At 63.1% G+C, this 17,003-nt stretch carries 16 protein-coding genes and 1 tRNA gene; 7 read left to right on the top strand and 10 right to left on the bottom strand.

What is annotated here, in order from left to right; all coding sequences use genetic code 11:
- Positions 1-16: 16 nt before the first annotated feature.
- A tRNA-Leu gene (locus tag J3U06_RS03790) sits at positions 17-90 on the bottom strand.
- Positions 91-211: 121 nt separating this feature from the next.
- Here J3U06_RS03790 and J3U06_RS03785 point away from each other — a divergent pair.
- Positions 212-805 (top strand): NUDIX domain-containing protein, encoded by a 594-nt coding sequence (locus J3U06_RS03785; protein WP_267444450.1) that lies wholly within the window; start codon positions 212-214, stop codon positions 803-805.
- A 148-nt stretch (positions 806-953) separates the two neighbouring features.
- Here J3U06_RS03785 and pyk read toward each other — a convergent pair whose 3' ends face one another.
- The 6 genes from pyk to J3U06_RS03755 form a co-directional block, all read right to left on the bottom strand.
- Complete coding sequence (pyk, locus tag J3U06_RS03780) at positions 954-2,396, bottom strand: pyruvate kinase (RefSeq protein ID WP_267444357.1); 1,443 nt, start codon at positions 2,394-2,396, stop codon at positions 954-956.
- A 114-nt stretch (positions 2,397-2,510) separates the two neighbouring features.
- The gene (locus J3U06_RS03775) at positions 2,511-3,509 is read right to left on the bottom strand and encodes a TerC family protein (protein ID WP_267444356.1); all 999 of its coding nucleotides are present in this window, start codon (positions 3,507-3,509) and stop codon (positions 2,511-2,513) included.
- Positions 3,510-3,650: 141 nt separating this feature from the next.
- The gene (gene uvrB, locus J3U06_RS03770; protein ID WP_267444355.1) at positions 3,651-5,762 is read right to left on the bottom strand and encodes an excinuclease ABC subunit UvrB; all 2,112 of its coding nucleotides are present in this window, start codon (positions 5,760-5,762) and stop codon (positions 3,651-3,653) included.
- A 39-nt stretch (positions 5,763-5,801) separates the two neighbouring features.
- A complete protein-coding gene (coaE, locus tag J3U06_RS03765; protein WP_267441419.1) occupies positions 5,802-6,434 on the bottom strand; it encodes a dephospho-CoA kinase in 633 nt (210 codons plus the stop codon).
- Positions 6,435-6,520: 86 nt separating this feature from the next.
- A complete protein-coding gene (gene rpsA / locus J3U06_RS03760; RefSeq protein ID WP_220235952.1) occupies positions 6,521-8,026 on the bottom strand; it encodes a 30S ribosomal protein S1 in 1,506 nt (501 codons plus the stop codon).
- A 102-nt stretch (positions 8,027-8,128) separates the two neighbouring features.
- On the bottom strand, positions 8,129-9,049 hold the full coding sequence (locus J3U06_RS03755) for a bifunctional methylenetetrahydrofolate dehydrogenase/methenyltetrahydrofolate cyclohydrolase (RefSeq protein ID WP_267430450.1): 921 nt from the start codon (positions 9,047-9,049) through the stop codon (positions 8,129-8,131).
- A gap of 212 nt (positions 9,050-9,261) precedes the next feature.
- Here J3U06_RS03755 and J3U06_RS03750 point away from each other — a divergent pair, with 212 nt between their 5' ends.
- Both J3U06_RS03750 and J3U06_RS03745 read left to right on the top strand, forming a co-directional pair.
- Positions 9,262-10,137: an ABC transporter ATP-binding protein gene (locus tag J3U06_RS03750; RefSeq protein WP_121914768.1), complete on the top strand. Its 876-nt coding sequence runs from the start codon at positions 9,262-9,264 to the stop codon at positions 10,135-10,137.
- Positions 10,134-10,961, top strand: a complete 828-nt coding sequence (locus J3U06_RS03745) for a metal ABC transporter permease (RefSeq protein WP_267430449.1) — start codon at positions 10,134-10,136, stop codon at positions 10,959-10,961. The genes J3U06_RS03750 and J3U06_RS03745 overlap by 4 nt, the downstream gene beginning before the upstream one ends.
- Before the next feature lie 6 nt (positions 10,962-10,967).
- Here J3U06_RS03745 and J3U06_RS03740 read toward each other — a convergent pair whose 3' ends face one another.
- Complete coding sequence (locus J3U06_RS03740) at positions 10,968-11,447, bottom strand: 2-C-methyl-D-erythritol 2,4-cyclodiphosphate synthase (RefSeq protein ID WP_267430448.1); 480 nt, start codon at positions 11,445-11,447, stop codon at positions 10,968-10,970.
- Positions 11,448-11,461: 14 nt separating this feature from the next.
- Positions 11,462-12,082: a CarD family transcriptional regulator gene (locus tag J3U06_RS03735; RefSeq protein WP_024627346.1), complete on the bottom strand. Its 621-nt coding sequence runs from the start codon at positions 12,080-12,082 to the stop codon at positions 11,462-11,464.
- 224 nt (positions 12,083-12,306) lie between these two features.
- Between J3U06_RS03735 and J3U06_RS03730 the strand changes: the two genes are divergently transcribed.
- From J3U06_RS03730 to J3U06_RS03715, 4 genes are all read left to right on the top strand, one after another.
- The gene (locus J3U06_RS03730) at positions 12,307-13,044 is read left to right on the top strand and encodes a response regulator transcription factor (RefSeq protein WP_267444354.1); all 738 of its coding nucleotides are present in this window, start codon (positions 12,307-12,309) and stop codon (positions 13,042-13,044) included.
- Positions 13,045-13,062: 18 nt separating this feature from the next.
- Positions 13,063-14,193: a sensor histidine kinase gene (locus J3U06_RS03725; protein WP_267444353.1), complete on the top strand. Its 1,131-nt coding sequence runs from the start codon at positions 13,063-13,065 to the stop codon at positions 14,191-14,193.
- Between the two features lie 70 nt (positions 14,194-14,263).
- Positions 14,264-14,881: a LexA family protein gene (locus tag J3U06_RS03720; RefSeq protein ID WP_267399792.1), complete on the top strand. Its 618-nt coding sequence runs from the start codon at positions 14,264-14,266 to the stop codon at positions 14,879-14,881.
- Positions 14,878-16,230, top strand: a complete 1,353-nt coding sequence (locus tag J3U06_RS03715) for a Y-family DNA polymerase (RefSeq protein ID WP_267430445.1) — start codon at positions 14,878-14,880, stop codon at positions 16,228-16,230. Before J3U06_RS03720 ends, J3U06_RS03715 begins: the two co-directional genes overlap by 4 nt.
- On the opposite strand, the gene J3U06_RS03710 is transcribed toward J3U06_RS03715, so the two are convergent.
- Positions 16,227-16,982, bottom strand: coding sequence for a ComF family protein (locus tag J3U06_RS03710; protein WP_267430444.1), 756 nt, complete (start codon positions 16,980-16,982; stop codon positions 16,227-16,229). The two genes, J3U06_RS03715 and J3U06_RS03710, sit on opposite strands and share 4 nt — an antisense overlap.
- Between the last annotated feature and the right edge of the window lie 21 nt (positions 16,983-17,003).

Below are 17,003 nucleotides of genomic sequence, written 5' to 3'. Positions count from 1 at the left end.
GGGGTTCGCTTTATCGTGCCCCCGGTGAGACTCGAACTCACACTGCACGGATTTTGAGGCCGTTTCCTCTACCAATTGGGATACGGGGGCTTTTCATCACCACAGAGAATCTACCATACTTTGGCGACGACGCAAGGTTATTCGTGTTGATTCTGCCTTAGAATGAAGACAATTATGTATTCAGGCACATCAGCAGTCGAAGGAGAGCATGATGACCACTCAGATCTATCGACGGTTCGATCCTTGGCGCACCTCCCCCGTCCAGGAGAAGACCCGCAAGCAGATTATGGACAGCCACTACTTCAGCGTCGACAGGGTCACCTTTGAATCCAGCGACAATCAGACCTTCGATCGCAGCATCGTCAGCGAGAAGCATGGAGACACCATCGCCGTCCTGGCCATCACCGACGACGGACGGATACCCCTGGTCGAGCAGTACCGTCTGCCCACCCACCGTTGGACCCTTGAGCTGCCGGCAGGGCATCCACTCAATGACAAGGAAGCCCCCATCGATGTGGCCACCAGGCGGTTGCGCGAGGAGGCCGGATACAGGGCTGCCTCCTTTAACCAATTCGCGAGGTTCATCAACACCCCCAGCTTCTCCACCCAGCACACCACACTCTTCTATGCCGAGGGCCTGACCCCGGTCCAACCGGCCAGCCTGGCACCAGAGACCCCCCACCAGAATGTGCGACTCTTCACTGTGGATGAGGCCTATGACATGGTGATTGCAGGAACCATACTGGACGCCAAAACCACCATCGCCATCCTGCGGGCCAAAATCGGACTGTCTGACCTGCACTGACACAGACACCCTCACACAAAGAACCGGTGGCCTCTCCCCCTACATTGATATGGGGAAAAGACCACCGGTTCACTGCTTCATCAGCATCTTGGAGATCTGAGGATCCACCTGACTGACTTAATCGACAGTCAGGTGGCACATCAGAGCATCACTCGTTGGAGCCCACGGTGTGGACGTAGATGCAGTCGGTGTTACCTGGCTCATGCTCGCCCTGGGCGCAGCTAAGCACCACCAGGCAGTCGCCGTCGGAGACCTTGCCCTGCTTCTTCAGGGTGGAGTCCACGAAGTTCATCAGGTCTGCGCGAGTGAAGTCATGGTAGTCCTGCCCGCAGAGGAACGCCTCGGTACCCCAGCTCAAGGCCAGCCAATGATAGGTGTGCTCATTGGTAGTCAATGCATAGATGGGGGCAGCCGGACGCTCGCGAGAGATCCGGTGCACGGTGTTGCCCGTCTGAGTGAAGGCCACGATGGCCTTGGCATTGATCTTGTCGGCCAGATCCACAGCGGCGGAAGAGACGGCACCCGAGTTGGACATGTCCAGGTTGTGCATGGTCGGGATGCGGTCGAAGCCGTGGGTAGTGGCGTAGTCGGAGATCCGGGCCATGGTGGAGACCGTGGTGTCGGGGTATTCGCCCACGGCGGTCTCGTTGGAGGTCATGGTGGCATCGGCACCGTCAAGAACGGCGTTGGCGCAGTCGGAGGCCTCGGCGCGGCTGGGGATGGGCGAATGGACCATGGAGCCCAGGACCTCAGTGGCGACGATGACCGGCTTGGCGTACTGACGGGCCAGCTCGATGCAGCGCTTGGTCACCAGGGGGACCTGCTCGAAGGGCATCTCCACAGCCATATCACCGCGGGCCACCATGATGCCGTCGAAGGCCTTGACGATCTCCTCCAGGTTCTCAACAGCCTGGGGCTTCTCAATCTTGGCGACGATGGGGATGCGGCGACCCTCCTCGTCCATGATCTCATGGGCACGGTCGATGTCGGTGGCGAAACGGACGAAGGACATGGCGATAATGTCAGCGCCAGTGCGGATGCCCCAACGCAGGTCCTCCTCGTCCTTGGGGGTCAGCGCCGGCAGACTCACAGCCACACCAGGCAGGTTGATACCCTTGTGGGAGGAGACAGGACCGGCCACGACCACCTTGGTATAGACCTGGTTGCCCTCGACCTTGGTGACCTCCAGGCGGACCTTGCCGTCGTCGATCAGGATGGGATCGCCGGGGTGGCAGTCCCCGGGCAGACCCTTGAAGGTGGTGGAGGTCATGTGTTCGTCACCCTCGACATCGTCGGTGGTGATGATGAACTCCTGACCCTCCTTGAGGTTGACCTTGTCTTCGCCCTGCTCGTTCTTCTTGAACCAGCCACAACGAATCTTGGGACCCTGCAGATCGACCAGGGCCGCCACATTTCGTCCAGTCTCCTTGCTGGCCTGACGGACGTTGTTGTAAACCTTGAGGTGATCTTCGGGGGTGCCGTGTGACCGGTTGAGTCTGGCTACATCCATACCGGCCTTGACCAGCTTGGTGATGTTCTCCAGAGACTCCGAAGCCGGCCCGATGGTGTCGACGATCTTGGCTTTGCGCATATGCTACCTGCCTGTTCTTTTTCCTGTTTACCGTTCTATTGTACAGACTCAGCCTGATGGGAACCACTATTTTCCGTTAGCGCTAACATCCCTTGTGGTTCAAGGGATCGCTTATTACATTTCTCTCTGCGAGTCTGTTTCAAGGGACTGACGACGACTCTTGAGTATCGAAGCCAGAGCGGCGATGCCTACGGCCAGGACAATGACCAGCAGGGACGCCCAGGTCGGTATATCCGGCACGGCTTCCAGGGGCTGCCCGCCATTGATGAAGGGCAGCGTGTTGCCGTGCAGAGCCTCCATGATCAGCTTGACCCCGATGAAGGCCAGGACCACAGCCAGCCCTAGGGGCAGATACTCCAGCTTATCCAGCAGGGATCCCAGCAAGAAGTAGAGCTGCTGAAGGCCCAGTAGGGCGAAGACATTGGAGGTGAAGACGATGAAGGGATCCTTGGTCAGTCCGAAGATGGCCGGAATGGAGTCAAAGGCGAACATGACATCAGTGGTGCCGATGGCCAGGAAGACCACCAGCATGGGCGTGAAGTAGCGCTTGCCCTCGAAGGTGGTCCGCAGGTGCTCACCGTCGTAGTGGCTGGTGATGGGAATGACCCGACGCAGGACCCTGATCAGCCCATTCTCGTGGTACTCCTCCTGCTTGCCTCGGCTGGAGACCATGTTCCAGGCGGTGTAAAGCAGGAAGAAGCCGAAAATGAAGAAGACCCAGGTAAAGCGGGTGATCAGCGCCGTTCCGGCCAGGATGAAGACACCGCGCAGCAGCAGGGCGATGGTGATGCCGACGCTGAGCACATAGCGCTGAAGCCGCAGGGGCACAGCGAAATTGCCCATGATGATGACGAAGACGAAGAGGTTGTCGATGCTGAGCGAGTACTCGGTCAACCAGCCCGAGTAGAATTCGATGGCCGGCTTGGAACCGGCCACCTTCCAGATCAAAGCACCAAAAATCAGGGCCATAACCACGAAGAAGCCGATGTGCCTCACGCATTCGCCGGTCGAAGGAACGTGCGGCCGACGCCCGATCACCAACAGATCGACCACGAAGAAGATGGCCAGCACAACCAGGCTCACAACCATGAACGGCAGAGGTGTCTCAGACATATCACCTGATTTTAGCGGCAAGATATGACGTGCTCATCGCCCCCGTCTGCCCGTCAGAGCATTCTCGCAGGCAGCAGTCTGCAGGTTGGGCCTGAGATGCTCTTGCCTCCGCATCACAGGCCAAACCTACTTTTGGCCTACTTACTTTTTGGCCTCGGTCATCTGCCGCAGCTCTTTCTTCAGATCCTTGATTTCGTCGCGCAGACGGGCTGCGAGCTCGAACTGCAGCTGTTGCGCAGCCGTGTGCATTTGGTCGCTCAGCTGACGGATCAGGTCGGCAAGGTCCTGAGCCGGCAGACCAGCCTGGAGAATCTCCTGATGCCGCTTGTCGGCCTCCTCCTTGTCGTAGAGGGGCACACCCAAATGGGAGTTGCCAGCCTTGTTGGCATTGCGGTAGCCACCCGCCAGCAGGGTCTGGGTGTCCACATCCTCCTTCGCCAGCATGTCATTGACGTCGCTGATCTTCTTGATCAGCGGCTTGGGGTCCACGCCGTGCTCCTTGTTGTAGGCAATCTGCTTGGCCCGGCGACGGTTGGTCTCGCTGATGGCCTTGTCCATAGAGTCGGTGACCTCGTCGGCATACATGATGACCTTGCCGGACACATTCCTGGCCGCACGGCCGATGGTCTGGATCAGTGAGCGGTAGGAGCGAAGGAAGCCCTCCTTGTCCGCATCCAGAATAGCCACCAGGGAGACCTCGGGCAGGTCCAGCCCCTCACGCAGGAGGTTGATGCCCACAATGACGTCGATCTTGCCCTCGCGCAGCTCCCGCAGGAGCTCCACCCGCCGCAGGGTGTCCACGTCTGAGTGCAGATACTCCACCTTGATGTCTCGCTCCAGCAGGTAGTCAGTCAGGTCCTCGGCCATCTTCTTGGTCAGCGTGGTCACCAGGACCCGCTCGTGACGGGCCACTCGGGCCTTGATCTCGTCCAGGAGGTCGTCCACCTGGCCCTTGACAGGCCTCACCTCCACCTCGGGATCCAGCAGACCGGTGGGCCGGATGACCTGCTCCACCACCCTGTCGGACAGACCCATCTCATAGTCGCCCGGCGTTGCCGACAAGTAGACGGTCTGGCCAACCTTGTCCAGAAACTCAGGCCACTTCAGCGGACGGTTGTCCATGGCCGAGGGCAGCCGGAAGCCATGCTCGACCAGGGTCCGCTTGCGGCTGGCATCCCCCTCGTACATGGCTCCGATCTGGGGAACGGTCACATGGGATTCGTCGATGACCAGCAGGAAGTCATCAGGGAAGAAGTCCAGCAGAGTGTGGGGCGGCGTCCCGGGCTCGCGCCCGTCGAAGTGGCGGGAGTAGTTCTCGACCCCGGAACAGGTGCCGATCTGGGTGAGCATCTCCAGGTCGTAGGTGGTGCGCATGGTCAACCTCTGGGCCTCCAGCTCCTTGCCCTGCTTGCGCAGCTGGCCCACACGCCAGTCCAGCTCCTCCTTGATGGTCTTCAAGGCGCGCTCCATCCGCTCGGGACCTGCCACATAGTGGGAGGCGGGGAAGATGTGCACGGAGGTCTCGTGGGCAATCTCGTCGCCGGTCAGCGGGTGCAGGGTGGAGATGCGGTCGATCTCATCGCCGAAGAACTCGATGCGGACGGCCAGCTCCTCATAGACGGGGATGATCTCGACCGTGTCGCCGCGCACGCGGAAGGTGCCTCGGGTGAAGGCGATGTCGTTGCGCTTGTACTGCATGTCCACGAACTTGCGCAACAGGTCGTCCCGGTTGATCCTGTCCCCCTCGTGCAGGAAGAGCATGCGCCCGGCGTACTCCTCGGGCGTGCCCAAGCCGTAGATGCAGGAGACGGTGGCCACCACCACGCAGTCGCGCCTGGTCAGCAGGTTGGCCGTGGCGGCGTGCCGGAGCCGCTCCACGTCGTCGTTGATGTTGGAGTCCTTCTCGATATAGGTATCCGTCTGAGGAATGTAGGCCTCAGGCTGGTAGTAGTCGTAGTAGGAGACGAAGTAGGAGACCGCATTGTCGGGCATCAGCTCGCGGAACTCGGCGCAGAGCTGGGCGGCCAGAGTCTTGTTGGGTTCCAGAATCAGGGTAGGCCGCTGCAGACGCTCAATCAGCCAGGCCGTGGTCGCGGTCTTGCCGGTGCCGGTGGCGCCCATGAGCACCACGTCGTTCTCGCCGTTCTCGATCCGCGTGGCCAGTTCCTCGATGGCCTCTGGCTGGTCGCCGGAGGGCTTATAGGGAGACTTGACCACGAAGGGCTTGTCGGTCCGCTCAATATTGAACCCCATGAAACTCCCTTCCAGGATGCGTCATCCGCCTAAGGCCCCTCAGTCGCTGTGCGAGGACTCCTGGGCCAGGACCTGTAGCTCTTTATATATTCTATCAACAAACTCGAACATTTGTTCGATAGGCTGGGACCCGTCAACAAGCAGATCGGCCTGAGCGCGTCGCGAACTGCTGCTGCTCTGGGAACCGATGCGCTCAACAGCCTGGCTTGGCGTCATATGCCGCTGATTCACCATACGCGCAATCCTCACCTGGCTTGGAGCCTCCACCACCAAGACTCTGTCGAAATGAAAGGGAATGGTCGAGCCCACTTCTGTCAGCAGGGGCACCTCATGGACCACCACCTCGGAGCCGTCCAGCCAGGGCTGCTCGGCCTTGGCGGCCAAGTCATAGACCAGCGGATGGATGATGTCGTCCAAGTCCCGGCGATCCTGGTCGGCTGTCGGCCCGCCGAAGACCCGTGCCGCCAAAGCCGACCTGTCCACTCCACCATGGCCGTCCCCGCATCCTAAACCGAACCTCTCCAGCACCGGCCTTACGCCGGGTCCGCCCAGAGCGATGACCTCGTGGGAGAGCCGATCGTAATCGATGACCCTGGCCCCGTCCTGAGCCAGCCGAGCCGCCACCGTGCTCTTGCCGGCCGCAATCCCGCCAGTCAATCCTACACGTATCATCCCGACCTCCCGCTTATACCTTATGGCAGCACATACAAATGGAGGGGCCCGACCGAGGCCGGACCCCTCCATTTACCGCTTAACGCTCACTTCTTTTCCTTGAGCAGCTGCTCGCGCAGGGCGGCCAGCTGGTCGTCGGAGGCCAAGGTGCCCTCGGAGCTGGACTCCGAGCTGTAGTTGGTGGTCTCCTCGGAGTTCTGACGGCGGGAGCGGGAACCGGCGGCAGGCGTCTGGGAAGACCGGCTGTCCTCGGCAGCCGAAGCCTCGGCGTTCTCCAGCTCCTTGGCCACGAAAGCCTTGTGCTGCTCCCAGAGGTCGTGGGCGGCCGCATACTGGGACTCCCACTCCTCCCGCTGCTTCTCGTAGCCGGCGATCCACTCGTTGCTCTCGGGGTCGAAGCCCTCGGGGTACTTGTAGTTGCCGTCCTCGTCGTACTCGGCAGGCATGCCATAGATGGCCGGGTCGAAGTCCTCGGAGGTCGGGTCGACAGAGTCGTCGGCCTGCTTGAGGGACAGGGAGATGCGGCGGCGATCCAAGTCGACGTCGATGACCTTGACGAAGATCTCCTCGCCCTGCTTGACCACGGTCTCGGGGTTCTCCACGTGGCGGTTGGCCAGCTCGGAGATGTGGACCAGGCCCTCGATGCCGTCCTCGACGGAGACGAAGACACCGAACTGCACGATCTTGGTGACCTTGCCCTTGACGATCTGCCCGGGCACGTGGGTTCGCGCGAAGCGTTGCCAAGGATCTTCCTGGGTGGCCTTAAGGGACAGCGAGATGCGCTCGCGGTCCATATCGACATCCAGCACCTCGACGGTGACCTTGTCGCCCACCTTGACGACCTCGCTGGGGTGGTCGATGTGCTTCCAAGAGAGCTCGGAGACGTGGATCAGGCCGTCCACGCCACCCAGGTCGACGAAGGCGCCGAAGTTGACGATGGAGCTGACCGTACCCTCGCGGATCTGGCCCTTCTTGAGCTGGGCCATGAAGGTCTCGCGCACCTCGGACTGAGTCTCCTCCAGGTACTGGCGGCGGGAGAGGACCACGTTGTTGCGGTTCTTGTCCAGCTCCAGGATCTTGGCCTTGATCTTCTGCCCGATGTAGGGGGACAGGTCGCGCACGCGGCGCATCTCGACCAGGGATGCGGGCAGGAAGCCACGCAGGCCGATGTCGACGATGAGCCCGCCCTTGACGGCCTCGATGACGGTGCCCTCAACGACGCCGTCAGCCTCCTTGATCTTCTCGATGTCGCCCCAGGCGCGCTCGTACTGGGCACGCTTCTTGGACAGGATCAGGCGGCCTTCCTTGTCCTCCTTGGTGACGACCAAAGCCTCGATGGTGTCACCGACCTGGACCACATCGTCGGGATCGACATCCTTCTTGATGGAAAGCTCGCGGGAGGGAATCACGCCCTCGGTCTTGTAGCCGATGTCCAACAGAACCTCGTCATGGTCGATCTTAACGACCGTCCCCTCGACCAGATCCCCATCGTCGAAGTTCTTGATGGTGGAATCGACTGCCTTGATGAAGTCTTCCTCGGACCCGATGTCATTGACCGCGACCTGGGGGACTTCCTTCTTGTTCTCTGCCATTAATTAAATTGTTTCTTGTATAGTTGGTGGATATTTTTCCGTATTGAGTTATGCGTTCCCGCCGGCAGGCGCGAACATTCTCCATGATAGGAGACACCGCGGTCATTGTCGCCGGGAGACCTCGGGCGTGTCGCAGACAGGGATTCCGGCGGCCCGCTCGGCGGATTCAACCACATTGACCAGGAGCATGGCCCGGGTCATGGGACCCACGCCACCGGGGTTGGGCGTATAAGCGGCTGCAGACTGCCTGGCGGCCGGGTCGATGTCGCCCTTGATCCGCCAGCGCCCCTCCTGCTGATCCCAGATCCGGGAGACGCCAACATCCACCAGAACGGCACCCTGGCGGACCTGGTCCGGGCCAACCAGCCCGGCTCGGCCCACGGCCGAGATGATCACGTCAGCCCTGCGCAGATGGGTGTCAACGTCCCTGGTGCGGGTATGACAGAGGGTCACGGTGGCATCCACCCCGCGGTTGGTCAGGAGCAGCCCGATGGTGCGTCCCACGGTCAATCCCCGGCCCAGCACACAGACATCCTTGCCAGCCAGGTCTATCCCGTAATGGTCCAGCAGGTAGAGGATCCCCCGCGGGGTGCAGGGCAGGGGGGTCCGCACCTGGCCGTCGGTATGCAGAACCAGCTGACCAAGGCTGTAAGGATGCATGCCGTCGGCATCCTTGGCCGGATCGATGCGATCGATGATCCCAGTGGGATCCACGCCCTCGGGCAGGGGCAGCTGGACGATGTAGCCGGTGCAGTCAGGATCCTGGTTGAACTGATCCACGGCAGCAAGAATCCGCTCCTCGCCGGCATCGGCGGGTAGATCAACCCTGATCGACCTGATGCCCACCTGGCTGCAGTCCCGGTGCTTGCCCTCTACATATTTAACCGAGCCCGGATCGTCCCCCACCAGGATGGTCCCCAGGCCGGGCGTACGTCCCATGGCCGTCAGCCTCGCCACCCGAGCGCGCAGGTCCTCCTTGAGTTCCGCAGCCGCCGCCTTCCCGTCCAGTTTTACTGCAGTCAACACGTCTCCATCATCCAAGAGGGCACAAACCCTTGTCGAATTCGTCTGGGCCAGATTAGCTCAGATTCCTCCCCGAACGGAACCAGCGTCCAATGGCCGGTCTGGGAGGACTCGACTGCTGAAGTTGCGCCCTGTCCTCTCCCCAGCGATAATGAGAATCATGCTCAATAAGAGCAGGTTTACCATTTTAAGCCCGTGCAGGAAAGGAAGTCATGGATACGGACACGGATAGAACATCCACGCAGGCCTGCATCGTCTTCGACCATGCCGCCATCCGCCGTTCCGGGCGGCTGATCTGGTCAGAGGGGACCTTCACCATTCCCTCGGGAACCGTGACCGCCATCGTGGGCACCAACGGCACGGGCAAAACCAGCATGATGCAGGCCGAGCTGGGCCTGCTCCCCCTGGACGCCGGCAGCCTGCGGGTCCTGGGGCAGCCGGCCGGCCAGGCCAACGATCGCATTGGATACGTACCACAGAGCTACACCTCGGATATCGACTCCAACCTTACGGCCGAACAATCCGTCCTGCTGGGGCTGACCGGCACCCGCTTCGGCATTCACCCCGTCACCCGGCAGGACCGCGAGCGCGCCAGAGCGGCCATGCGCTTCGTGGGTGTGGAGGACAGGGCCCACCTGCGCCTGTCCCAGCTCTCCGGCGGCCTGCGACAGCGGGTGGCCATCGCCCAGGCCTTGGTCTGCGATCCTGATCTGCTCATGCTGGACGAGCCCCTGGCCAATCTGGATCTGGCCGGGCAGCGCGCCACCGTCCACCTGCTGGCACAACTCAACAGCCGTCTGGGCATGTCCATCCAGGTGGTGGCCCACGACCTGAACATGCTGCTGCCTGTGCTGACCGGGGCGGTCTACCTGCTGGACGGGCACCCTCATTACGCCCGCATGGACGACGTGCTGGATTCGGACCTGCTCACCCACCTCTACGGCACCAAGGTGGAGGTGGTCACCACTCCTCAGGGGGACATGTTCGTGGCCCCCGACATGGACGAGCCGATCGGACCCGTCCATAATCGCTACCAACCCAGCCAGGTGGCCCGCCTGCACGGGACGGACCGGGAAAGGAACTCATGACCACACCAGTCTTCGACCCCCATTGGACCGAGATCCTCGCCGCCCCCTTCATGCGCAACGCCATGGTGGCTGGCCTATGCATCGCCGTGGCTGCCGGAGCCATGGGCTACTTCACCATTGCCAGACACTCCACCTTCGCCGCCCACGCCCTGGCCCACATCGGCCTGCCCGGTGCCACAGGGGCCGTCCTGCTGGGGCTGCCGGTCTCTGCCGGCATGGGACTCTTCGCTCTGGGAGGGGCACTGGTCATCGGAGCCCTGGGCAAGCGGGCCTCCCAGAGGGAGATCGCCACGGGTACGGTCCTGGCCTTCGCCACCGGTCTGGGACTCTTCTTCGCCAGGATGTCCAGCTCGGCCTCCCAGCAGATGCAGGCCATCCTCTTCGGATCCATCCTCACCATCACCCGGGGCCAGGTCGTCGGCTTCATAGTCTTCGATGCAATCCTGCTGATCCTGCTGGCCCTGATCTACCGGCCCCTGCTCTTCAGCTCCCTGGATGAGCAGGTGGCCCAGGCACGCGGCGTGCCCATCGGGCTGATGAACCTGACCTTCATGGCCATCATGGCCGGCGTCATCACCATCGCCGTACCGGCAGTGGGGACCCTGCTCATCTTCGCCCTGGTCGTCACCCCGGCGGCCACGGCCAACATCCTGGTGGCCTCTCCCCTACGGGCCATGCTTCTATCAGGATTGATCTGCCTGGCTTCAATCTGGGGAGGCCTGATGATCTCGGCCATGGTGCCGACCCCTCCCAGCTTCGTCATCGTGACCCTGTCCACCCTCTTCTGGGCTCTGGCCAAGGGATGGGCGGCCCTGCGCGCCTGATGCCGGTCAGTCCACCAGGGCGGTGGCCATGACGGCGACGCCCTCATCGTGGCCGGTAAAGCCCATGCCATCAGTGGTGGTGGCAGTCAATTTAACCGGTGCCCGGACAGCCTGACTCATGGCCTGCTGGGCCAGGTGACGACGGGAGGAGATTCTGGGGCGCTGGCCGACGATGACCAGGGAGGCGTTGAGCAGCCTGCGACCGTGCCCATGCAGACAGTCCATGGTCTTCTCCAGCATGGCTGCCCCATGCATGCCCGCACCAGGGGACTGCGATCCCAGGCCGAACAGGGTGCCGATGTCGCCCAGATCGGCGGCTGACAGGATGGCATCGATCAGGGCATGGGCGGCTGCATCGCCGTCAGAATCGCCCAGCAGGCCGGGGGTTCCGTCATTCCAGGACAGACAGGCCAACCAGAGGGGACGCTCACCGGTCGGGTCGAAGCGATGGGCGTCAAAGCCCAGTCCAATGTTTGGATGGCCCATGACCGAATCCGGCCTCAGCGCTTGGCCTTGGTCTTCCCCTTGCCCTTGGTCTTGGCGGCCTCCTGGGCCACCCGCGCCAGGGTCTTGGAGGCCGGCTCCTTGGGAGACTTGGTGTGGTGCTTGTCGTCACCGGGCATGGGTTCCGCATAACCCAGGTTGACGTCCAGCAGGCGCTGGGCCTCGTCCTCGTCCAGCTTCTCGGACAGGGCGATCTCGGAGGTCAGGATCTTGCGGGCCTTGATCAGCATCCGCTTCTCGCCCGCCGACAGCCCGTGCTCGTCCACGTCGCGCTGGGAGAGGTCGCGCACCACCTCGGCGATCTTGTTGACCTCGCCGGTGGCGATCTTCTCCACGTTCAGCTTGTAGCGGCGGGACCAGTTCATCTCCTTCTCCTCGACCACCGGGGTGCGCAGGATCTCGAAGACCTTGGCCACCGCCTTGGCGTCGACGATGTCTCTGACGCCCACCTTGGCCGCGTTCTCCACGGGGACGTTGATGACCAGTCCGTCCGAGGAGAGCACAGACAGCTGCAGGTACTTGCGGGTGACGCCCTTGACGGTCCGTTCGGTGATGGCGTCCACCCTGGCGGCCCCATGACGCGGATAGACGACCATGTCACCGACCTTGTAACCCATATGCCCTCCAGAACGAGTCGAGAAAATACCATATAATAATGCCATTGCGTATGGACTTGCTGACGGGCGCCTGGGGACGACGCGATTCTCCGCGAGCACACTTCCCCTGGAGGCTCTGAAGACTATTCTGGAAGAAACGACGGTGGTGGAACGAACGCCGACAAGGCTCCACCCCGCATGACGAGCATCGTTTTGCGGATCAGTGATCGAAAACAGAGGTAGGCATGATCAGAAACACAAGCCGCTACACTACACCCAGCACCATCCTGGTGGTTGAGGACGAACCCACCCTGGCCACTGCCATAGCCCAGCGCATCACCGCCGAAGGGTGGACGGCCCGGGTGGCCTCGGACGGTGCCAGCGCCGTGCAGGCCGCCTCCCAGATCAAGCCCGACCTGGTCATCATGGACATCATGCTGCCCGTCATGGACGGACTGGAGGCCACCAAGCGGATCGTGGCCGAGCGACCGGTGCCGGTGCTGATTCTGACCGCCCGGGACGACGAGGCCGACAAGGTGACCGGTCTGGGCGCCGGGGCCGACGATTACATGACCAAGCCCTTCTCCATGCGCGAGCTGATCGCCCGCTGCAAGGCCCTTCTGCGCCGGGTGGAACGGGCCAAGGTCATCGCCAAGAACTCCGAGAACGAGAAGGTGCTGGACTTCGGATCCCTGGTCATCGACCCAGCCCAGCGCATCGTGACCCTGCGCGGAGAGCAAATCCACCTGACCCCCACTGAATTCGACCTGCTGGCCACGCTGGCCCGTCGACCCAAGTCCGTGCTCACCCGCGAGAAGCTGCTGGAGGAGGTCTGGGACTGGGTGGATGCCTCGGGCACCAGAACGGTGGACTCCCACGTCAAGGCCCTGCGGCACAAACTGGGTTCGCAGATGATCCGCACCGTGCACGGTGTGGGCTACGCCTTCGAGCCGCCCGAGGATCAGGAACAGGGACAGCGGTAGCGGCCGCGGATGCACGCCATGAGCAAGGACGGCAAAAGCCGGCGCAAGGGGCCCAGTCTGAGTGCGCGGGTGGACCGCGAACGGCCCATCGGAACCTTCGCTTCGCTGAAGGTGGAGCTGAGCGTCCTGATCATCATCTCCACAGCCATCGCCTTCGTCATGGCCTGGTTCCTGCTGAAGATGGGCTGGAGCGGCTGGATCGCCATGCCGCTGACCCTGGTCGTGGCCCTGGGGATCACCTACTTCTTCTCCCGAGGGCTCACCGCTCCCCTGCGGCAGATGCGGGATGCAGCCGAGGCCATGGCCGACGGGGACTATACGGTTCGTGTCCATGCCACCACGACCAGCCATGACGAGGTGGGGCTCCTGGCCCAATCCTTCAACGAGATGGCCGAGGAGCTCCAGCACGCCGACCAGATGCGCCGGGATATGGTGGCCAATGTCAGCCACGAGCTGCGCACCCCCGTCTCGGCCCTGCAGGCCATGGTGGAGAACATGGCGGACGGGGTGACCGAGCCCACGCCAGCCAACCTGGAGGGGATCCTGGAGCAGACCCATCGCCTGTCCGACCTGATCGCCTTCCTGCTGGATCTGTCGAGGATGGAGGCTGGAGCCGCCAGCCTGCAGATCGAGGACTTCGACTTCGGGGACTTCATTGACGAGACCCTCCAGCCCCTGGCCATAGCCGACGCCGGGCACGCCCACGACATCCAGGTGGATCTGGAGAAGGGCCTGAGGATGGAGGGCGACCAGGATCGGCTGCGCCAGCTCTTCACCAACGTCATCAGCAACGCCCTGAAGCACTCGGCCGACGGCACCACGGTGCTGATCCAGGCCCACGAGGACCGGCAGCAGGAGACCATTGTCACCAACGTGGTCAACTTCGGCTCGCAGATACCCCCCGAGGCCCGCACCGACATCTTCCGGCGCTTCGTCAAGGGCAAGGCCGGCCCGGGTACGGAGTCGGGCGGCACCGGGCTGGGGCTGTCCATCGCCCGCTGGGCGGCCCAGCTGCATGGAGGCCAGGTGCAGGTGGTGGACGACCCGCGCGGAGCCGACTTCGAGATCACCCTGCCCAGATATCACCGTGACCCCGACGAGGACGAGGGGGACGGAGACCACTCTGACGGGTCCGACGCGCCGCATTGACGGGGAGGCGCACTTCGGCTCATAATGAAATCGAACATTTGTTCGAATGTCATCGAGTTCGAGGTGTGCCATGGTCGCTACCATCCATGGGTCGCCGGAGGCGGCCCCTGCTTCCCTGCCGGAGTGCCGGGTCGATGCCCTGAGTCCCTTCCGAGAGCACCCCAGTCCTGTCCCCCAGGCCTTGGAGGCCGTCCACGCCGGCTTCCCCTCCGTGGCCCAGGACTACTTCAGCGGCGACTTCAGCTTCGATCAGAACGTCATCATCCACCCCGATGCCACCTTCATCATCCACGTGGCCGGCGATTCCATGACCGGAGCCGGCATCTTCGATGGGGACCTGTTGGTGGTCGACCGGTCTTTGGAGCCGCGTGAGGGGGACATTGTCATCGCCATCCTGGACGACGAGCTGCTGGTCAAGCGGCTGGCCAGACGCAAAGGACGGACCATGTTGCGGGCCGAGAACCCCGCCTACCCCGACTTCCTGCCCCAGGAGGGCGAGGAACTGGTCATCTGGGGGGTGGCCATCGGCAACTATCACTGGCAGCGGGTGGACACCAAGGGCGAACTTCGGAGCGGCTCTCCCCTGCCCCAGGTCACCTATCCCGGGCATACCCCGCACGGTCGCAGGCACACGGGAATCCAGGGCCGGAAGCCCGTCTATCCTTCCACGGGCTGGGGGTCGGCATGAGCGCGCAGAGACCGGCCCAGCCGGCATCCGGGACCGCTCTGACAGGCCAGGTAGTCCTGGCTGATGCCAACTCTTTCTTCGCTTCATGTGAGGCCGTCTTCGACCCCTCCCTGGCCGACCGCCCGGTGGTTGTGCTGTCCAACAACGACGGCTGCGTAGTGGCCCGCAACCGCCCGGCCAAGGCCTTGGGCATCACCAATGGCACACCCTGGTTCACCATTCGCGACAGGGCCCTGCAGGACGGGGTGGTAGCCCGCAGCTCCAATTATGAGCTCTACGCCAGTCTCTCAAGGCGCATGATGGCCATCATGGCCCATTTCCTGCCCAACCAGGAGACCTACTCCATCGACGAGTGCTTCATGGACAGCATCTGGAACGACAAGCGCACCGTCCAGATCTGCCGGGAGCTGCGCGCCGCGGTCCTGCGGTGCACCGGCATCCCCGTCAGCGTGGGCGTGGCGCCTACCAAAACCCTGGCCAAGGTGGCCAACCACTGGGCCAAGGACCATCCCTCGACCGAGGGGATCACCCTCTGGAGCCAGGTGGAGTCCCAGTATGGCGACCAGGCTCTGGCATCCGTGCCCGTCGACCAGGTCTGGGGAGTAGGCCGACGGCTGACCGGCAGACTCATGGGCATGGGCATCACCACCGCCCTGGATCTGCGCGATGCCGATCCCTCCCTGATCCGGCATCGGTTCTCCGTCATGCTGCAGCGCACCGTACTGGAATTGAGGGGACGACCCTGTATCGAACCCGAGGCGGATGCCGCCAGGGGCGTGCGCACCGATCAGATTCTGTGCTCGCGCATGTTCTCTCACCCCATTGAGGGCTACTCCACCCTGGCCCAAGCTTTGAGCATCTACGCCCAGAAGGCCTGCCGCCGCCTGCGTCGACAGCACGGCCTGTGCGGCAGAGTGCGGGTCTTCTGCTCCACCAGCCCCTATGCGCCCCAGCAGTTCTGCTCAGCTGGCCGGACCGTCGTCCTGGAGGATCCCAGCGACGACCCGCTGGTCATCGCCGGCGCAGCCAGCCGGGCGCTCAAGGGCCGAGTGGATCCGCACGCCCGCTGGATCCGAGCCGGGGTGGTTCTGCTGGACCTGACCGACGCCGACCACTTCCACACCTTGGAAGGCCTGGACGCAGCCCGGGACACCCATGGTCTGGGGGACGTCCTGGAGGATGCCACCCGTCGTTTCGGCCCCTTCCGCGTGGGCGTGGGCTACGGAGGCATCCGCGGCCAGGGCCGGGGCGACGAGGATACAGGGGCCGACTGGGCCATGAACCGGGGCATGCTCTCCCCCCGGGCCACCACCCGCTGGGACGAGATGGCCGTGGCCCAGGCCCGCTAGAGATCCTCATGGCCTGGAGGAACGGCCGCCAGAGCCAGGGCAGCCAGCGGTAGGGCACCTGCAGCCTCCAGGGCACGAGCACACTGACGGATGGTGGATCCAGTGGTGATGATGTCGTCCACCACCAGGACAGGTTGACCGGCCAGTCGTGAGGGATCCGCAACCGCAATCCGGCCTGCCAGCCGACGCGAACGGTTCCGACGGCCGCCCGCTTGGACAGACTTGGTTCTCACGGAGTTCATGATCAGGGCCGGTTCCACCTGGGCAGCCAGACCCTGCCGTTGCAGGGCCTGGACCAGAGACAGGAGGATCGGCTCCAGATGAACCCTCCCCCGCCTTCGCAGGGAGGCGCGGGAAGAGGGGGCGGGAACCACCAGAATGGCCCTGGCAGACTTGGGCCGAAGCAGAGGATCGATCAGCCTGGACAGGGCTGGAGCCAGATCGGCCATGACCTGGCCCAGTGGCCTGTCCAAGGGCCGGTTGTCATGGTCCTTCCAGGACAGAATGATCCGCCTGACAGGTCCACGATATGAAGCGCAGGCCAGCGCCAGACCTAGGGCATAGGCGGGCGCGGGCACCGACAGGGGCCGGAAGAGCAGGGATCTGCAGCTGGGACAGAGCAGAAGGTCCGGGCGGTCACAGCCGGCGCAGGCTCGAGGAGCCAGCAGGTCCAGGGCCGAGCCAGCCATGGCCGAGGCGACAGCATAAGCGGCCCGTCTGAGACGGCTGGATGCCGATAAAGGATTGTGCATATGACCCAGCCAACCCTCGAA

It is taken from the genome of Bifidobacterium sp. B4142 (assembly GCF_026537325.1).
In the GTDB taxonomy this organism is placed as follows: Bacteria; Actinomycetota; Actinomycetes; order Actinomycetales; family Bifidobacteriaceae; genus Bombiscardovia.
Note: the sequence above shows the minus strand (reverse complement) of the source record. Positions and strands in the feature narration are given on the sequence as shown.